Origin of the sequence: Streptomyces sp. NPDC046716 (assembly GCF_040645755.1) — a bacterium.
Classification (GTDB): domain Bacteria; phylum Actinomycetota; class Actinomycetes; order Streptomycetales; family Streptomycetaceae; genus Streptomyces.
Window position 1 is genome coordinate 79298 of the sequence record NZ_JBEYYU010000002.1, and the last position, 16697, is coordinate 95994.

General features: G+C 71.8%; 16 protein-coding genes. 7 read left to right on the top strand and 9 right to left on the bottom strand.

The features are described from left to right. The first annotated feature begins 66 nt into the window (after positions 1 to 66). Positions 67 to 468, top strand: a complete 402-nt coding sequence (locus tag ABZ930_RS01870; protein WP_361539834.1) for a hypothetical protein — start codon at positions 67 to 69, stop codon at positions 466 to 468. Here the strand turns inward: ABZ930_RS01870 and ABZ930_RS01875 are convergent. The 6 genes from ABZ930_RS01875 to ABZ930_RS01900 all read right to left on the bottom strand — a co-directional run bounded on the left by ABZ930_RS01875 (position 439) and on the right by ABZ930_RS01900 (position 6236). After that, the gene (locus ABZ930_RS01875) at positions 439 to 570 is read right to left on the bottom strand and encodes a hypothetical protein (RefSeq protein ID WP_361539837.1); all 132 of its coding nucleotides are present in this window, start codon (positions 568 to 570) and stop codon (positions 439 to 441) included. The genes ABZ930_RS01870 and ABZ930_RS01875 overlap by 30 nt on opposite strands. A 184-nt stretch (positions 571 to 754) precedes the next feature. Further along, entirely contained in the window at positions 755 to 2011 is a 1257-nt protein-coding gene (locus ABZ930_RS01880; protein WP_361539840.1) for a styrene monooxygenase/indole monooxygenase family protein, read from the bottom strand. 35 nt (positions 2012 to 2046) lie between these two features. After that, positions 2047 to 2664 carry an ATP/GTP-binding protein gene (locus ABZ930_RS01885; protein ID WP_361539843.1) on the bottom strand — a complete coding sequence of 206 codons (618 nt, stop codon included), beginning with the start codon at positions 2662 to 2664 and terminating at the stop codon, positions 2047 to 2049. Continuing rightward, entirely contained in the window at positions 2645 to 3061 is a 417-nt protein-coding gene (locus ABZ930_RS01890; protein WP_111666305.1) for a DUF742 domain-containing protein, read from the bottom strand. The genes ABZ930_RS01885 and ABZ930_RS01890 overlap by 20 nt, the downstream gene beginning before the upstream one ends. Beyond that, positions 3058 to 3549, bottom strand: a complete 492-nt coding sequence (locus ABZ930_RS01895; RefSeq protein WP_361539846.1) for a roadblock/LC7 domain-containing protein — start codon at positions 3547 to 3549, stop codon at positions 3058 to 3060. Before ABZ930_RS01895 ends, ABZ930_RS01890 begins: the two co-directional genes overlap by 4 nt. Further along, positions 3546 to 6236, bottom strand: a complete 2691-nt coding sequence (locus ABZ930_RS01900) for a nitrate- and nitrite sensing domain-containing protein (protein WP_361540353.1) — start codon at positions 6234 to 6236, stop codon at positions 3546 to 3548. Before ABZ930_RS01900 ends, ABZ930_RS01895 begins: the two co-directional genes overlap by 4 nt. Before the next feature lie 604 nt (positions 6237 to 6840). Here ABZ930_RS01900 and ABZ930_RS01905 point away from each other — a divergent pair. Continuing rightward, positions 6841 to 7629 carry a hypothetical protein gene (locus ABZ930_RS01905; RefSeq protein ID WP_361539849.1) on the top strand — a complete coding sequence of 263 codons (789 nt, stop codon included), beginning with the start codon at positions 6841 to 6843 and terminating at the stop codon, positions 7627 to 7629. A gap of 294 nt (positions 7630 to 7923) precedes the next feature. Here ABZ930_RS01905 and ABZ930_RS01910 read toward each other — a convergent pair whose 3' ends face one another. Further along, complete coding sequence (locus tag ABZ930_RS01910) at positions 7924 to 8358, bottom strand: MarR family transcriptional regulator (protein ID WP_361539852.1); 435 nt, start codon at positions 8356 to 8358, stop codon at positions 7924 to 7926. Positions 8359 to 8705: 347 nt separating this feature from the next. On the opposite strand from ABZ930_RS01910, the gene ABZ930_RS01915 reads away from it, so the two are divergent. Further along, on the top strand, positions 8706 to 9533 hold the full coding sequence (locus ABZ930_RS01915) for a lysozyme (RefSeq protein ID WP_361539855.1): 828 nt from the start codon (positions 8706 to 8708) through the stop codon (positions 9531 to 9533). A gap of 68 nt (positions 9534 to 9601) precedes the next feature. Here ABZ930_RS01915 and lon read toward each other — a convergent pair whose 3' ends face one another. Next, positions 9602 to 12004: an endopeptidase La gene (gene lon / locus ABZ930_RS01920; protein ID WP_361539858.1), complete on the bottom strand. Its 2403-nt coding sequence runs from the start codon at positions 12002 to 12004 to the stop codon at positions 9602 to 9604. 163 nt (positions 12005 to 12167) lie between these two features. Here lon and ABZ930_RS01925 point away from each other — a divergent pair, with 163 nt between their 5' ends. Continuing rightward, entirely contained in the window at positions 12168 to 12818 is a 651-nt protein-coding gene (locus ABZ930_RS01925; protein WP_361539860.1) for a GNAT family N-acetyltransferase, read from the top strand. Positions 12819 to 12878: 60 nt separating this feature from the next. On the opposite strand, the gene ABZ930_RS01930 is transcribed toward ABZ930_RS01925, so the two are convergent. Next, positions 12879 to 13580: a rhomboid-like protein gene (locus tag ABZ930_RS01930; protein WP_361540356.1), complete on the bottom strand. Its 702-nt coding sequence runs from the start codon at positions 13578 to 13580 to the stop codon at positions 12879 to 12881. A 261-nt stretch (positions 13581 to 13841) separates the two neighbouring features. On the opposite strand from ABZ930_RS01930, the gene ABZ930_RS01935 reads away from it, so the two are divergent. The 3 genes from ABZ930_RS01935 to ABZ930_RS01945 all read left to right on the top strand — a co-directional run bounded on the left by ABZ930_RS01935 (position 13842) and on the right by ABZ930_RS01945 (position 16504). After that, a complete protein-coding gene (locus ABZ930_RS01935; protein ID WP_361539863.1) occupies positions 13842 to 14528 on the top strand; it encodes a spermidine synthase in 687 nt (228 codons plus the stop codon). A 93-nt stretch (positions 14529 to 14621) separates the two neighbouring features. Further along, positions 14622 to 15359, top strand: a complete 738-nt coding sequence (locus tag ABZ930_RS01940; RefSeq protein ID WP_361539866.1) for a response regulator transcription factor — start codon at positions 14622 to 14624, stop codon at positions 15357 to 15359. Beyond that, positions 15356 to 16504 carry a HAMP domain-containing sensor histidine kinase gene (locus ABZ930_RS01945; RefSeq protein WP_361539869.1) on the top strand — a complete coding sequence of 383 codons (1149 nt, stop codon included), beginning with the start codon at positions 15356 to 15358 and terminating at the stop codon, positions 16502 to 16504. Before ABZ930_RS01940 ends, ABZ930_RS01945 begins: the two co-directional genes overlap by 4 nt. Positions 16505 to 16697: the final 193 nt, after the last annotated feature.

Here is a 16697-nt window from a genome sequence, read left to right on the forward strand (position 1 = left end):
GGCGGGTGTGAGCCGGGCGGGCAGGGGTACGCACACCGCTCTCAGGCAACGAGACCAGGAGCTGTCATGCCCACTCAAGCCAAGAGCAAGAAGGAAAGCGCCGAGCCCGGGCCCGCGCCCTCAGTCGGGGATTCCGCGCGGATCCAGGCGCACGAGAGCGAACAGCATCTGGTGGTCCACACGCTGAACGCCAAGCTGCCCATCCCGTACTTCACCCCGGGTGACCTGGCGAACAACACGCGGACCGTCACCGGCTGGCTGCCCTCACCGGGGCCGGCGAAGGACCTGATCTACTACGGCGGCCTGGGCGCCCTCGCGGTGGCCGGGGCCCTGGAATGGCCGGTGGCCCTGGCCGTCGCCGGGGCCACCTGGGTGATCCGGAGCAAGCAGGAAGGCCGTGCGGACCGCCCGGGAGTCGCACACGAACCGGAAGGTGTGTCAGGCGGTCGCGGTAGCGACCTGTCGTGAGCGCGCGTACGCCGCGTACATCTCCTGGACGACGCGGACGACGAGCGCCTCGGCCAGCATCAGCCCGACCTTCACCAGCAGAGCCTGCACAAAACTGCCCATGGGGATCCTCCTCCTGTCCACCGGGTCCTGTCCGGTCGCGTCGACGGTGCGTGCGCCTCCTTTGCCCGCTGGGCGCGGAGCGCAAGCACCGGCGGGACGAACCGGGAGCGGTGACTCCGGGGCGACACCACGAAGGCCGCCCGCGGGCCGTCTCAGGACGGTCCGCGGGCGGCCTCTGCGCGGGTCAGGCTCCGGAGACCGACGCCAGGTAGGCGGCCGTCTTGTCGGGCTCGTAGAAGAAGTTCTCGAAGTCCGCCGGGTTGTTGAAGCCGTTCGCGAAGCGGTCGGCGACCGGCTGGAGCTGGCCGGCGGCGCCGATCAGGTTGAGGACGTGCTCCGGCGGGGCCTGGAGCATGGTGTTCGTCCACTTGGTGACGTGCTGGGCGGTGTCCCAGTAGCGGTCGAACGCCGACTGCATCCAGTCCTCGTCGAACGGCTTGTCACCGTGCTCGACGATCGAGGCGAGGTACGAAGCGGCGCACTTGGAGGCCGAGTTGGAGCCCTGGCCGGTGATCGGGTCGTTGGCGACGACCACGTCGGCGACGCCGAGGACCGCGCCGCCCGAGGGCAGGCGGCCGATCGGGTTGCGCACGGTCGGGGCGTAGCGGCCGGCCAGCGTCCCGTTGGCGTCGGTCAGTTCGACCTTGGTGGCGCGCGCGTACTCCCAGGGCGTGAACTTCTCCATCAGCTCCAGGGTGAGGGCCAGGTGCTCGGAGGGGTCCTTGACGCCCTTGAACGCGTCCAGCGGGCCGCCGGGGATGCCCTCCCAGAAGAGGATGTCGGCGCGGCCCGACGTGGTGAGCGTCGGCATGACGAACAGCTCGCCGACGCCGGGCACCAGGTTGCAGCGGACCGCGTCGAAGTCGGGGTGCTCGGGGCGTACGCCCATGCCGTGCACGTAGGCGACGGCGAGCGCGCGCTGCGGCTCGGTGTACGGGGAGCGCTCCGCGTCGCGGCCGAACATCGAGACCAGCTCGCCCTTGCCGGCCGAGACGAGCACCAGGTCGTAGGTGCGGGAGAAGTAGTCCAGGTCGGAGACGGCCGCGCCGTGGATGACGAGCTGGCCGCCGCGCTGGGCGAAGGTCTCCATCCAGCCGGCCATCTTCACGCGTTGGTCGACCGACTGGGCGTGGCCGTCGAGCTTGCCGACCCAGTCGATGGCGCGCTGGGTGGGGCCCGGGTCGTGCGAGCCGGGGGCGGCGACGGAGACGCCGAGGCCCTCGATCTTCGGGGCCTGGGACTCCCAGAAGTTGAGCTGGAGATCGCGCTCGTGCTGGAGGGCGGTGTGGAACATGCACTGCGTCGACATGACCCGGCCCGAGCGGATCTCGTCTGCGGTGCGGTTGGACATCAGCGTGACCTCGTAGCCCTGGGACTGCAGCCCGAGGGCGAGCTGGAGACCGGACTGGCCGGCTCCGACGACGAGTATCTTCCGTGACATGGGGATGCCTCTAACTGGGTTACGGGGAGCGGGAGTTACGCGGGGGTGGCGTCGAGGGCGTGGCCGACCAGGGACAGCAGCGTCTCGATCACCGAGATCCGGCGGCGCGCGTCCATGATCATGACCGGTACGTGCGGGGGCACGGTCAGCGCCTCGCGGACGTCGATCTCCTCGAACTCCTCGGATCCCTCGAAGTGGTTGACCGCGACGACGTACGGCAGCCCGCAGCTCTCGAAGTAGTCGAGGGCCGGGAAGCAGTCCGAGAGCCGGCGGGTGTCGGCCAGGACCACGGCGCCTATCGCGCCGCGCACCAGGTCGTCCCACATGAACCAGAACCGCTGCTGGCCCGGTGTACCGAAGAGGTAGAGCACCAGGTCGTCGTCGAGCGTGATGCGGCCGAAGTCCATGGCGACCGTGGTGGTCGTCTTGTCCGGCGTCGCCGTCAGATCGTCGGTTCCCTCGCTAGCCTGGGTCATCAGCGCCTCCGTCTGGAGGGGCTGGATCTCCGAGACGGAGGTCACCATCGTCGTCTTGCCGACTCCGAAGCCGCCCGCGACCACGATCTTCGTCGCGATGGGGGCCCGGGTTCGGTCCGTCTGCCAAGCCTGCACCTGCTCCTCGTCGTCGAGGAGTTCAGAGACGGCGGAGTCCACTCAGCACCCTTTCGAGCAGCGCGCGGTCCGGCTGGCCCGGGCCGTGACCGGTTCCGTACACACGGATCTTTCCCTGGTCGGCGAGGTCGCTCAGCAGTACGCGGACCACGCCCAGGGGCATCTTGAGGAGCGCGGCGATCTCGGCGACCGTGCGCATGCGGCGGCACAGTTCGACGATGGCGCGCATTTCCGGCATCACTCCCGCGAGCGTGCCCTTGCCCAGTTCGAGGCGCTCGTCCGGGGCCTCCAGCGCGGCCACGAAGGTCTCCACGAGGAGGACGTGACCGAAGCGGGTGCGGCCGCCGGTGAGCGAGTAGGGCCGTACGCGGGCGGGTCTGCGGTCGCCGCCGCGCTTGGGGAGTTTGTTCGGGGTCGAGCTCGTACTGCCGGGGGTCATCGGGTGCTCTCCATCGACTGGCGCAGCTCGCTGCGGAGTTCGGGCGTCAGGACGTGCCCGGCACGTCCGACGAAGAGCGCCATGTGGTACGCGATGACGCTCATGTCGCAGTCCGGGGTGGCGTGCACGCCCAGCAGCGAACCGTCGCTGATGGACATGACGAAGAGGCTGCCCTCCTCCATGGCGACCATCGTCTGCTTGACGCCTCCGCCGTCCATCAGCTTGGCGGCGCCGATGGTGAGGCTGCCGACGCCGGAGACGATGGTGGCCAGGTCGGCGCTGGAACCCTTCGGCCCGCCGCGGTGGTCGCTGGGAGTCTCGGTGTTCCTTCCCGGGTCGGAGGAGAGCAGGAGCAGCCCGTCGGACGAGACGACCGCGACGGAGAGCAGCCCTGGCACCTCCTCGACCAGGTTCGTCAGCAGCCAGTGCAGATTGCGTGCTTCGCTGCTCAGTGCGGTGTTGTTGAGTGCAGGGGTGGGCGCAGTCAACTGCTTGCCTCCTCGGCTGTGTCCCCCTTGGCTTCTCCAATACGTGCTGTGGTGTCGCCGGTGTCACCGATGTCGTCGGTGTCACCCATCTCGGCCGCCACGTCGCGCCGCCCCTCCTGGGCGCCCCGGTGGAAGCCACCGAGCCTGCGCCGCAGCGCGTCCGCGTCGACGGAGCCGGTGCGCGGCTTCGGAGCGGAGGCGGGGGCGGCGATCTTCGGGGTGCGCTTGGGCAGGCCCTTGTCCGTGAGGCGCTCACGGCTCTCGGTGCGCTGCGCCGGGACCTCTTCGCCCCGGGCGCTCGCGTCGGGCGTGCGCTCGTGGGCGTCGGGCTCCGGTTCGGGCGCGGGGAGGGTACGCGGACGGACGGGCAGGCCGGCTTCGGCGGCGGGCGGCGCGGGCGGTGCGGGCCGCTCGGCCGAAGGCTCCGGGGCCGGCTCCTCCTCGGCCGGGGGTACCGGCGCGACGAGCTCCATCGTGGTCTCGGCGGGGCTCTCTGCCGGGGCCGCGGTGGCGGCCGCGTCGGTACCGGGCTCGGTCCCGGCCGCCCGTACCGCCTCCTCGGCGGCCTCGATCAGCGGGTCGGCGCCGGAGCCGGAGTCCGCGTCGGGGAGCGAACGCCCGGACAGGACGTTGGAGTTGGCCTCCGCCTCGGAGCCGGGCAGGTGCACGGCGGGCGCGCCACCAGGCACGAGGGCGGGCGGCGGCACCGAAGCGGTGGGGGCGGCGAGCAGCGTGGTGGGCAGGACGGCGACGGCGGCGATGCCGCCCTGCTTCTGCTCCCGCAGCCGGACCCGCACCCCGTGCCGCGCCGCGAGCCGCGCGACGACGTACAGGCCGAGCCCGAGCCCGTCGGTGTCCTCCGGGTCGTGGCCCTGCTCGGGGGTGAAGGCCGCGAGGCGGGCGTTCAGCTCGCGCATCCGGTCCTCGGCCATGCCGATGCCCTCGTCCTGGACGGAGAGCATCACCTCGCCGTTCTCCAGGAGCCAGCCGGAGACCTCGACGGAGGCGTCCGGCGGCGAGAACGAGGTCGCGTTCTCCAGGAGTTCGGCGACCAGGTGGCTGAGGTCGTCGGCGGCGAACCCGGCGATGTGCGCGTGCGGGGGCAGCGCGGCGATGCGCACGCGCTCGTACCGCTCGATCTCGGAGACGGCGGCGCGGGCGACGTCGACGAGCGGCACGCTGCCCGCGTGGCTCTGGCCGTGGTCGGCGCCGGCGAGGACCAGCAGGTTCTCGCTGTGGCGGCGCATGACCGTGGCGAAGTGGTCCAGCTTGAAGAGCGTGCCGAGCCGCTCGGGGTCCTGCTCGCGCTCCTCCAGGCCCTCGATCACGCCGAGCTGGCGCTCCACGAGGCCGAGGGTGCGCAGGGCCAGGTTCACGAACGTGCCGTGTATGGCGCCCTTGGCTCGCTCCACCTGCACGGCGGCGTCGGCCAGTTCGGTGCGCAGCCTGTCCCGGTCGTCGGCCATCCGCTGCCGCTCGCCGATCAGGTGCCGGCGGTCGGACTCCAGCGTGGTGAGCCGCTCGTGGAGGGCGACGGCGTGCGCGTGCAGCGCGTTGACCGAGCGGACGACCTGGGCGAACTCGTCGTTGCGCCCGGTGAACTTCACGGGCTCCTCGGTCGCGGGCGACTCGGCCACCCGGGCGGACCCGATGCGCAGCGCGGCGAGCGGCCGGGTCAGGGAGCGGGCCGTGCCCATGCCGACGCCGACGGCCGCGAGCAGCAGGACGCCGACCAGCGCGATCCGGATCTCCAGCGCGGTGACGTCGTCGTCGCGCAGTTGCTCGAGGCGCTTGAGCCGCTGGTCGCCGAGGGCCGACTCGGCGCCGCGCATCAGGTCGACGCGGGAGGTCAGCGCGGCGTCGACGCTCTTCTTGCTGTAGCCGGCCTCGGTGTCGGACAGCGTCGGGGCGTCGGTCAGCTGCTCCAGGTACTTCTCGGCGCGGCTCGCGTCGGGGCCGGTGACCGTGGAGTCGTACGCGTCCACGGTGGCGCCCGGCGCGGACTCGCGGAAGGCGTCGAGGGCGGCCTGCTCGGCGACCCTGGCCTGCATCGCGGCGGCGGTGAGGGCGTCGCGCTGCTTGCTGTCGGAGGACGACCGGCCGGTGACGGTCTTCGGCAGCCCGGTGACGGGGTCGATGGTCGTCGTGGTGGTCGGGGTGCTCGGGACGGAGTACGCGGCGAGCAGCAGTCCGCGCGCGGCCGAGGCCTGGTCGACGGCGCGGTCCAGATCGGCGATCGCGCGGGCGCCGTGGCCGGCCCGCACCGGGATGCGCTCGGCCAGCTCCTCGGCCTGCCGGTGCAGTTCGCCGATGGCGTCGGAGTACGCGGTGTGCGCCTGGAGCGCGGAGTCCTTGCCGGTGAGGGCGGCGCGGCGGACGGCGGCGACGTCACCGAGGGCGGCGCTGAGGGATCCGGGGGCGTCGGCGCGCAGCTCCTCGACCTGGCGGTCGACGCGGGCGCTGCGGCCCTCGCTCAGGCCCTTCCCCTTGGGGCGTCCGGCGGCGATGAAGGCGGTGACCTCGTCCCGCTCGTCGGCCAGCGCGTGCGACAGGGCGAGTGCCTGCTGGGTGCGCGCGGCGTCGTCGACGAGTTCCTGCGTCTGTCCCACCTGGGAGGAGGCGGCGAGCACGGCGGGCGTGCCCGCTCCGGCGACGGCCGCGGCGACGACGGCGACCGCGATGATCAGCCGGTTGCGGACCCGCTTGCGCTTGCCCGTGGGGCCCGGCGGAGGCGTGGGGTTCGGTACGGACGCTTTGGGTGCGGGGCGCGAACCAGCTGCCGCGCCGGGGGCCTCGGGGGCTTCAGTGCCTGCGGCGCCCTGCGGGGGCCGCGTGCCCTCGGTCGCCCGGGGCGAGGGGCCGCTTCCGGACACCCCCGCGCCGTCCGGCTGCGCCAGCCCCTGGGACCCGTTACCGCCGGAGGTGTTCCGCACTGATGCTCGCATTCCTGACTCGTCCTACCCGTGGGCCCGGATGACGATTCGTCACCACATGGGCCCTTCTGGCATGGCTCCCGACCATTCCAGCGCCGGTGGGCAGGGGGCGCACATCACCTCGCCCGCCACCCGAAGGAGTGAACCCCGAACGGAAGTTGGCGGGCAAGTTCCCTCGGCACAGTCACCACCTTTTCACAGCGCGCCGGTTGGACGTCCTTCACGGGCTTTGGCAAGATGCCCTGCCGGTTGCCGCCGGAGTCGATCATTCCGACCCAAAACAGGCGTCTGACCTGCTACGACGGGCCGAGCGGCCGATGTCCGCCGCGCCTGTGAAGAGGTCGTGCAGACTGGCCGGATGCGCATCGAACTGACCAGCGAGCCCGGCGACCCCGCCCGCCCCGACGAGGACTACACATCAGTAGCGCTTCCGGCCTCCGGGCAGGGCGGATCCCTCGTCGTCCTGGACGGTGTCACACCCCCTCCCACGGAGGACGGTTGTCTGCATTCCGTCCCCTGGTTCACCGCCCGGCTCGGCGGTGCCCTGCTTGAACTGTCCGGTTCGCGGCGGGATATGACTTTGCGTGACATTCTCGCGGCCGCCGTGGCCCGGACCGCCGACGCCCATCGGGCCACCTGTGACCTTTCTCACCCGCGCACTCCGCAGGCAACCGTCGTGCTGGTCCGCTGGGACGCCGAGCGGGTCGAGCATCTGGTGCTGTCGGACTCGGTGTTGCTCGTCGAGGCGCCCTCAGGGGCGGTCACGGCGCTGGTCGACGACCGCCTGGACCGGGTGCCGCGCGCCTCCCTCGTCTCGGCCGCGGTGGCCGACGCGACCGTCCGCAACAAGGAGGGCGGCTTCTTCACGGCGGCGGCCGATCCGGCGGTGGCGGCCAGGGCGGTGACCGGCACCCTCGCGCGGGCCGATGTGCGGGCGCTGGCCGCGATGACGGACGGTGTCACCCGCTGGGTGGAGAAGTTCCGCGAGGGCACGTGGGCCGACCTGTTCACACTCGTCCGCAAGGAGGGGACGGAGGCCACGGTGGCGCGGGTCCGGGCCCTGGAGCTCGCGGACGCGGAGGCCCGTACGTATCTGCGCCGCGGCAAGACCCACGACGACGCGACGGTGACGTACGTGGAGCTGTAGCCATCCGAGGTTCGTTCTCGCCCGCGGGCCGGTGGGGCTTCTCGCGCAGTTCCCCGCGCCCCTGAGGCAGGCGCTTCGCGCCGCCTCCCCTGAGGCTGCGCCGCGCGCGCCTCTCTTGATGAGATGGCGCACGCAGTGCGCATCTCAGGGGCGCGGGGAACTGCGCGCAGCAGGGCCACCGGCCGTCAGGTGGCGACGATGCCTCGCGGGGCGGACGCGGATCCTTCAGGGGCGCGGGGAACTGCGCGAGAAGCGGCCACCGGCCCGCAGGTCACCACGGAAGAACCCGCGGAGCTACTCGTGTTCGGCGCCCGCGTTCAACTGGTGCAGCAGCCGGGCCAGTTCGGCGACCTCCAGGCGGTCCCAGCCCGCGAGCTGGCGCACATAACGCGCCCGGCGGGCATCGCGGACCTGGCGGAAGTTCTCCCGGCCGAGGTCGGTGAGGGAGATCAGCCAGGCCCGCCCGTCCGCCGGATCGGGCTCGCGGGCGACGAAGCCGAGGTCCTCCAGGGCACGCAGCTGACGGCTCATGGTCGCCTTCCCGACCCCGATGTACCCGGCGAGTTCGGTGGCCCGCTGCGCCCCGGACTCCTCCAGGCGCACCAGCAGTCCGTACGCGGCCGGCTCCAGATCGGGGTGGACCTCGCGGGCCATCTCCCCGGACGAGGCCCGGGCGCGCCGCAGGAAGACGGTCAACTCCCGCTCCAGCGCCAGGAATTCGTGGTCCACACCAGTCGGCGCGATATCGGAATTCGCGGTACCTTCCGCACTCCGTCGCCTGCCGTTCCCGCCTTCGTGCACGTCAGCGCCCATGGCCACAGTGTCCCCGGGTTTCGAGATTCTGAAAGTTTTCGCCAATCGCCGCCATTGCCGCAGCTCCGCCAGTATTTCGCAGGAGTAGACCAACGGCAGCACCCGGACCCTCTTCCCCCGGCCAGGTCTACATGCGTAGCGTCATGCATGGCATGTTCACACCATCATCCGCACGGCGACATGCCAACAGGTCAACGGCACAGCCCAGCACAGGTCCCTGATCAGCACCACTGATCCCCCACGAGGCCTTCGGAGGCACACCCATGCCCGTGCACAGACCCGGAACGTCCCGCCGCCGCACCCGCTTCGGCGTGGCCGGAACGCTCCTCGCAGCGCTCTCGCTCCTTTTCACCCTGCCGAGTGCGGCGCAGGCCGCCGACACCCCCACCCGCGGCCAGGCCTACCTGGGCGTCGGCGTCGCGGCGCACGACGGTGACACCGGCTCCGCCCCGTCCGGCAGCGCCACCCAGACGGAAGGCGTCGACGTCTCCGGCCACCAGGGCAACGTCGCCTGGGCGACGCTCTGGGGCAGCGGCGTGAAGTGGGCCTACACCAAGGCCACCGAGGGCACGTACTACACCAACCCGTACTTCGCCCAGCAGTACAACGGCGCGTACAACGTCGGCATGATCCGCGGCTCGTACCACTTCGCGACGCCGGACACGACGAGCGGCGCCACCCAGGCCAACTACTTCGTGGACCACGGGGGCGGCTGGTCCAAGGACGGCAAGACGCTGCCGGGCGTGCTCGACATCGAGTGGAACCCCTACGGCGCGTCCTGCTACGGCCTCTCGCAGAGCGGCATGGTCAACTGGATCGCGAGCTTCCTGAACCAGTACAAGGCCCGTACCGGCCGGGACGCCGTCATCTACACGGCGACGAGCTGGTGGACCGAGTGCACCGGCAACTACGCGGGCTTCGCGGCCAACAACCCGCTGTGGGTCGCGCGCTACGCCGCCAGCGTGGGCACGCTGCCGGCGGGCTGGGGCTTCTACACGATGTGGCAGTACACCTCGTCCGGCCCGACGGTCGGTGACCACGACAAGTTCAACGGCGCGCTCGACCGCGTCCAGGCGCTCGCCAACGGCTGAGCCCACGACGGCAAGCCGAAGGCCCGGCCCCTCACGGGGGCCGGGCCTTCGTCATCCGGAGGCGTCCGTCACGCCGCGACCGGAACCTTCACCCCGGCCGGGGCCAGGGCCAGTTCGAGCACCTGGCGGACGTCCGTCACCGGGTGGACGTCCAGCTTCTCCAGGACCTCGGCGGGGACGTCGTCCAGGTCCGCCTCGTTGCGCTTGGGGATGATGACGGTGGTGACGCCCGCCCGGTGCGCGGCGAGCAGCTTCTGCTTGACGCCGCCGATGGGCAGCACCCGGCCGGTCAGCGACACCTCGCCGGTCATCGCCACGTCCGTGCGGACGAGCCGCCCGCTGAGCAGCGACGCCAGCGCCGTCGTCATCGTCACGCCCGCGCTCGGGCCGTCCTTGGGGACCGCCCCGGCGGGGAAGTGGATGTGCACGCCGCGCTCCTTCAGGTCCGCGACGGGCAGCTCCAGTTCGGCGCCGTGCGAGCGCAGGAAGGAGAGCGCGATCTGCGCCGACTCCTTCATCACGTCGCCGAGCTGACCGGTGAGGGTCAGGCCCGCCGCGCCCGTCTCCGGGTCGGCCAGCGACGCCTCCACGAAGAGCACGTCACCGCCCGCGCCGGTCACCGCGAGTCCGGTCGCGACACCCGGCACCGCCGTGCGCCGCTCGGCCGGATCCTGCGCCGACTCGGGCACGTGGTGCGGCCGTCCGACGAGCGCGCGCAGGTCGTCCGCGCCGACGGTGAACGGCAGCTCGCGGTCGCCGAGTTCGTGCTGGGCCGCGACCTTGCGCAGGACGCGGGTGACGGCCCGCTCCAGGTTGCGCACGCCGGCCTCGCGCGTGTACTCGCCGGCCAGCTTGCGCAGCGCGCCCTCGTCGATGGTGACCTCGCCCTCCGCGAGGCCCGCCCGGTCCAGCTGGCGCGGGAGCAGGTGGTCGCGGGCGATGACGACCTTCTCGTCCTCGGTGTAGCCGTCGAGCCGGACCAGCTCCATCCGGTCGAGCAGCGCCTCCGGGATGGCTTCGAGGACGTTCGCCGTCGCGAGGAACACGACGTCGGACAGGTCGAGTTCGACCTCCAGGTAGTGGTCGCGGAAGGTGTGGTTCTGCGCCGGGTCGAGGACTTCGAGCAGGGCCGCGGCCGGGTCGCCGCGGAAGTCGGAGCCGACCTTGTCGATCTCGTCGAGGAGCACCACCGGGTTCATCGACCCGGCCTCCTTGACCGCCCGCACGATGCGGCCGGGCAGCGCGCCCACGTACGTACGACGGTGGCCGCGGATCTCCGCCTCGTCGCGGACGCCGCCGAGGGCGACGCGGACGAACTTGCGGCCCATGGCGTGCGCGACGGACTCGCCGAGCGAGGTCTTGCCGACGCCGGGCGGGCCGACGAGCGCGAGCACCGCGCCGCCGCGCCGTCCGCCGACGACGCCGAGCCCGCGGTCGGTGCGCCGCTTGCGCACGGCCAGGTACTCGGTGATCCGCTCCTTGACGTCGTCCAGGCCGAAGTGCTCCGCGTCCAGGACGTCCCGGGCGCCCTTGATGTCGTAGGCGTCCTCCGTCCGCTCGTTCCACGGGAGTTCGAGGACCGTGTCGAGCCAGGTGCGGATCCAGGAGCCCTCGGGCGACTGGTCGCTGGAGCGCTCCAGCTTGTCGACCTCCTTGAGGGCGGCCTCGCGGACCTTCTCCGGAAGGTCGGCGGCCTCGACGCGGGCGCGGTAGTCGTCGGACTCCTCCCCGTCCTGCTCGCCGTTGATGTCGCGCAGCTCCTTGCGTACGGCTTCGAGCTGGCGGCGCAGCAGGAACTCGCGCTGCTGCTTGTCGACGCCCTCCTGGACGTCCTTGGCGATGGTCTCGGCGACGTCCTGCTCGGCCAGGTGCTCGCGCAGCTGGGCGGTCGCCAGCCTCAGGCGCTCCACCGGGTCGGCGGTCTCCAGGAGTTCGACCTTCTGCGCGGTGGTCAGGAAGGGCGAGTACCCGGAGTTGTCCGCGAGGGCGGAGACGCCCTCGATCTGCTGGACGCGGTCCACGACCTGCCAGGCGCCGCGCTTCTTCAGCCAGTTGGTGGCGAGCGCCTTGTACTCCTTGACCAGCTCGGCGACGGCGCCGGGCAGCGGGTCGGGAGCGGTCTCCTCGACGGTCAGGCCCTCCACCCAGAGGGCTGCGCCGGGGCCGGTCGTGCCCGCGCCGATGCGTACCCGGTCGCGGCCCCGGATGAGGGCGCCCGGGTCGCCGTCGGCGAGGCGTCCCACCTGCTCCACGGTGCCGAGCACGCCGATGTTCGCGTACGCGCCGTCGATGCGCGGCACGAGCAGCACCCGGGGCTTGCCGGGCTCGCCGCGCGCGGCGGCCTGCGCGGCCTCCACCGCGGCGCGTACGTCGGTGTCGTTCAGGTCCAGCGGCACCACCATGCCGGGAAGTACCACCTCGTCGTCGAGCGGCAGTACAGGCAGGGTGAGCGGTGCGGACGTCGAAGCCATGATCTCCCCTTTGGCAGTCAAGTTGAGCTATGTCGACTCAATGCACGGGAGGCTCAGGATGTTCCCGGCCGGGTGTTCGCTCTCAGCGATCACATCTGCCCGGGGCGGGCATGCGGTGCGTAAGGTTCAGTTACCGCTATCAACCATTACACCGGGGGTGCGCATGACCGGCGAGGACCGTGTACGCGACTGGATCGACGGCTGGGTCGTCTCGCGCGGAGCCGCTCCCCCACTGGTGGAACCGTGGGGCTACACGATTTATGTCGGCCTGGCCGATCAGGTCGGGCGGCACGTGCTCGGCGCGACCAACGACGACGTGCGCGAGGACGACGTCCGCAAGGTCGCCGGGGCGGTCACCGGGCGCGGCACCCACCTGAAGGTCTTCGCCGACCGGGCGCGGGTGCTGCCCTGGCTCGGCGCGGGCTGGGAGCCCTACGGCGCGGACGACTTCCTGATGACGACCGGGCTGACACCGGCGCCCGCCCCGGAGGCGCCGGCCGGGTATCGGCTGCGCTCGTGGTCCCGGGGTGGTGTCACCCGGGTTCTGGTGACCGACTCCGACGGGACGTTCGCCGCGCGGGGGCAGGTCGCGCCGGTCGGGGCCCGCGCGACCGTCGACCAGATCGAGACCTCGCCGGACCATCGCCGCAAGGGGCTCGGGAGTGTCGTGATGCGGACGCTTCAGGCTGCCGCGTATGCCCAGGGGGCGGTGCGCGGGGTTCTGTCCTGTACGCCCGAGGGGCGGTTGCTGTACTCGTCGCTGGGGTGGGAGATCGTGGCGCCGCTCACCAATGCGAAGTACGTGGGTGGCTGAATTTTTGGCGGCGGCCGGGCTGAAGCCGAGGTCTCGGGGCTCCGCCCCGGACCCCGCTCCTCAATCGCCGGAGGGGCTTGTATGACGTCCGCCGGAGGGGCTCGTCTTGCGTCCCCCGGAGGGGATTGATGTGCGGCGGCGGAGCCAGGGCCAGGTGGCCACTCCGATCGCCAGGGCCAGCAGGTGGCCCCAGCTCGTCATCGGGTCGGTGAAGGCGATCAGGTCCTGGAGCAGCGTCGCCGCGAACACGCCGAGCACCAGCCAGCGCAGCCAGGGCGTGAGCAGCCCGGCGAGGGCGCCGATGCTCGCGGCGACGCCGAAGCTGATGCCGTAGTCGAGGCGGTGCAGCGAGCTGTCCGGCAGATGGCCCACCGCCACCGACAGACCCACCGGCACCTCGGTGGCCAGCGTCGCCAGGACATGGCCGAGCAGGAAGACGGCCGCCGTGCGCAGGCCCCCTATCCGCCGCTCCAGCGCGGTCAGCACGACGACGAAGGCGATCACGAAGGGGGACGTGAGACCGCCCGCGATCCACAGCGCGCTCGCCACCAGGACGAGTGCCGGGGACTGGGCCAGATGGGTGACATCGGTGCTGGACGCACGCAGCGCGGCGGACACCGCGGCCGGCGGCGCGAACTCCATGTACAGGGACGTGACGACGAGCACGGCCGCGTAGCCGAAGGTGAACGGGGTCCCGGTGGGAGTGGGCAGCAGCAGCCACGGCCGCGGGCGACGGGGGCGGGCGCGCCGCACCGTCTCCAGGGCCGGAGGCCCTGCCTGGGCGGGGATGCCGTCGAGCGGGCGGCCGTCGGCGACCGCCGTCTCACCGGCACCGGTGATCACGCCTCCTGGTTCCACGAGGGCACCCCTTTCGCGCGCATCCGCCCCAGACTTCGTCCCGGCCGACCGCCCTGTCTATGACGGACGCCACGTGAGACGCGATGCACAGCAACCTCACAGCCCCCGGCCGCGTCCGCAACCGAACCACGACACGGCAAACCCTTATCCGCCAAGATGGCCCGCATGAGCGTCGCGCACCCGGAAGAAGCCCCTGTCGTCCTGGACCGCCGCGAGGGCCCCTACGGCGAGGTGGTGCTGCGGCAGCACGGCCACCTGCTCCAGATCATCGCCAACGGCACCTTCCTGATGGACACCTCCGACGGCCGCTCCGAGCGGCTCCTCGTCGACGCCGCCCTCGGCGAACTGGGCCCCGGCCACGAGCGGCCCGCCGTGCTGATCGGCGGTCTCGGCGTCGGCTTCTCCCTGGCGCACGCCGCCGCGGACCCGCGCTGGGGCCGGATCACCGTCGTCGAGCGCGAGCCGGCCGTCATCGACTGGCACGAGCGCGGTCCGCTCGCGGGACTGTCCGCCGAGGCGCTGGCGGATCCCAGGACCGAGATCGTCGAGGCCGACCTCGTCGACCACCTGCGCGCCGGCCCCGCCGCGTACGACGCGCTCTGCCTCGACATCGACAACGGCCCGGACTGGACCGTCACCGAGGGCAACGACAGCCTCTACTCCCCGGCCGGTCTCGCCGCCTGCGCCGCCCGCCTCCACCCGGGCGGCGTGCTCGCCGTCTGGTCCGCGCAGCCGTCCGCAAATTTCGAAGGAACCTTGCGGAATGCCGGATTCCGACGGGTCCGCACCGAAGAGATCCCCGTTGTCCGAGGCGTACCCGACGTGGTGCACCTCGCAGTACGGGGCGCGTAGCCGACCGGCGGTAACTCCCCGTACGCTGAGGCCCGAAACCCGATCATTCAAGCGTCAAGCGCGCCACGAAGGCGTGCATTCAGGGGCGGGGCGATGGAGCAGACACACACCTCCCACAACGGCAGCACGGCGACGACAGGGGCTCAACGACGGGTCCTCGTCGTCGAGGACGACCCCACGATCGTGGACGCCATCGCCGCCCGGCTGCGCGCGGAGGGATTCCTGGTGCAAACCGCACAGGACGGCCCGGCCGCGGTGGACACGGCCGAGGCCTGGCAGCCCGACCTGCTGATCCTCGACATCATGCTGCCGGGCTTCGACGGCCTGGAAGTGTGCCGTCGGGTGCAGGCGCAGCGACCGGTGCCGGTCCTCATGCTGACCGCGCGCGACGACGAGACGGACATGCTCGTCGGGCTCGGCGTGGGCGCCGACGACTACATGACCAAGCCGTTCTCGATGCGGGAGCTGGCGGCCCGGGTGCACGTCCTGCTGCGCAGGGTGGAGCGCGCGGCCGTCGCCGCGTCGACGCCGCGCAGCGGCATCCTCCGGCTCGGCGAGCTGGAGATCGACCACGCGCAGCGCCGGGTGCGGGTCAGGAACGACGACGTGCACCTCACGCCCACCGAGTTCGACCTCCTGGTGTGCCTGGCGAACACCCCGCGGGCCGTCCTGTCGCGCGAGCAGCTGCTCGCCGAGGTGTGGGACTGGGCGGACGCCTCCGGCACCCGGACCGTCGACAGCCACATCAAGGCCCTGCGGCGGAAGATCGGCGCCGAGCGCATCCGCACCGTGCACGGTGTGGGCTACGCGCTGGAGACGCCGACCCCATGAGCGTCGGGGACCGGGCACAGCACAGCCGGCCGGACCGGCCGAAGGCGCTCAAGCCGCCGCTCAACCCGTACTGGGCCACCGGCGGGCTGCGTCCCTTCTCCATCAAGGCGAAGCTCGGCACCCTCGTCGTCATCTCGGTCTTCATCACCACGGGCCTGCTCATGGTCGCGATGTACACGGCGACCGAGCTGCGCTTCATCACGGTGTTCTCGATCATCGCCACGCTGCTGATCACGCAGTTCGTCGCACACTCGCTGACGGCGCCGCTCGACGAGATGAACACCGTGGCCCGCTCGATCTCCAACGGCGACTACACGCGGCGCGTGCGCGGCGCCGACCGCCGCGACGAGCTGGGCGACCTGGCCGTCACCATCAACCGCATGGCCGACGAGCTCGCCGCCCAGGACCACCAGCGCAAGGAGCTCGTGGCGAATGTCTCGCACGAGCTGCGCACCCCCATCGCGGGCCTGCGCGCGGTGCTGGAGAACGTGGTGGACGGCGTCATGTCCGCCGACCCCGAGACCATGCGCACGGCGCTGAAACAGACGGAGCGGCTGGGCCGGCTCGTCGAGACGCTGCTCGACCTGTCCCGCCTGGACAACGGTGTCGTGCCGCTCAAGGCGCGGCGCTTCGAGGTCTGGCCGTACCTGTCGGGCGTGCTCAAGGAGGCCAACATGGCCGTCTCGCAGCGCGCCGGCATCGCCTCCGGGTCCGGCACCCACACGCGGACGGACGTCCATCTCCACCTCGACGTGTCGCCGCCGGAGCTGACCGGGCACGCCGACCCCGAGCGCATCCACCAGGTAGTGGCGAATCTCATCGACAACGCCGTGAAGCACTCCCCGCCGCACGGCCGGGTCACGGTGCGGGCCCGGCGCGGCCTGTACCCGGAGTCGCTGGAGCTGGAGGTGCAGGACGAGGGTCCCGGCATCCCCCAGTCCGAGTGGCACCGGGTCTTCGAGCGGTTCAACCGCGGTACGAAGGACAACGGGTCGAGCGGCAAGGGCGACGGCGGCACGGGCCTCGGCCTCGCCATCGCGCGCTGGGCGGTGGACCTGCACGGCGGCCGGATCGGTGTGGCCGAATCCGAGCGGGGCTGCCGGATCAAGGTCACTCTTCCGGGAGAGCCCCGACCGCAAAGTTGACGTAGGGTTTCGGTCAGGCAGTGGTCAAGCCACGCCCTGGCGTACCCGGATGTGCCGGTGGCGCGATCCGTGCATGCGGAACCCCGGTTGTTTCCCGCCATTTCCCGGCCCGAAACACGACTTCCAGTGTGACTTACGCGACGGATCACCGGCCCGGTCTGCACGTCCCGCCAATGGAGGCGTAGCCTTTATT

Excerpts from the sequence above, each read along its gene's own strand:
- ABZ930_RS01870 (WP_361539834.1), top strand. The coding sequence starts at position 67 with ATGCCCACTCAAGCCAAGAGCAAGAAGGAAAGCGCCGAGCCCGGGCCC.
- ABZ930_RS01875 (WP_361539837.1), bottom strand. The coding sequence starts at position 570 with ATGGGCAGTTTTGTGCAGGCTCTGCTGGTGAAGGTCGGGCTGATGCTG.
- ABZ930_RS01880 (WP_361539840.1), bottom strand. The coding sequence starts at position 2,011 with ATGTCACGGAAGATACTCGTCGTCGGAGCCGGCCAGTCCGGTCTCCAG.
- ABZ930_RS01890 (WP_111666305.1), bottom strand. The coding sequence starts at position 3,061 with ATGACCCCCGGCAGTACGAGCTCGACCCCGAACAAACTCCCCAAGCGC.
- ABZ930_RS01905 (WP_361539849.1), top strand. The coding sequence starts at position 6,841 with ATGCGCATCGAACTGACCAGCGAGCCCGGCGACCCCGCCCGCCCCGAC.
- ABZ930_RS01915 (WP_361539855.1), top strand. The coding sequence starts at position 8,706 with ATGCCCGTGCACAGACCCGGAACGTCCCGCCGCCGCACCCGCTTCGGC.
- lon (WP_361539858.1), bottom strand. The coding sequence starts at position 12,004 with ATGGCTTCGACGTCCGCACCGCTCACCCTGCCTGTACTGCCGCTCGAC.
- ABZ930_RS01925 (WP_361539860.1), top strand. The coding sequence starts at position 12,168 with ATGACCGGCGAGGACCGTGTACGCGACTGGATCGACGGCTGGGTCGTC.
- ABZ930_RS01935 (WP_361539863.1), top strand. The coding sequence starts at position 13,842 with ATGAGCGTCGCGCACCCGGAAGAAGCCCCTGTCGTCCTGGACCGCCGC.
- ABZ930_RS01940 (WP_361539866.1), top strand. The coding sequence starts at position 14,622 with ATGGAGCAGACACACACCTCCCACAACGGCAGCACGGCGACGACAGGG.
- ABZ930_RS01945 (WP_361539869.1), top strand. The coding sequence starts at position 15,356 with ATGAGCGTCGGGGACCGGGCACAGCACAGCCGGCCGGACCGGCCGAAG.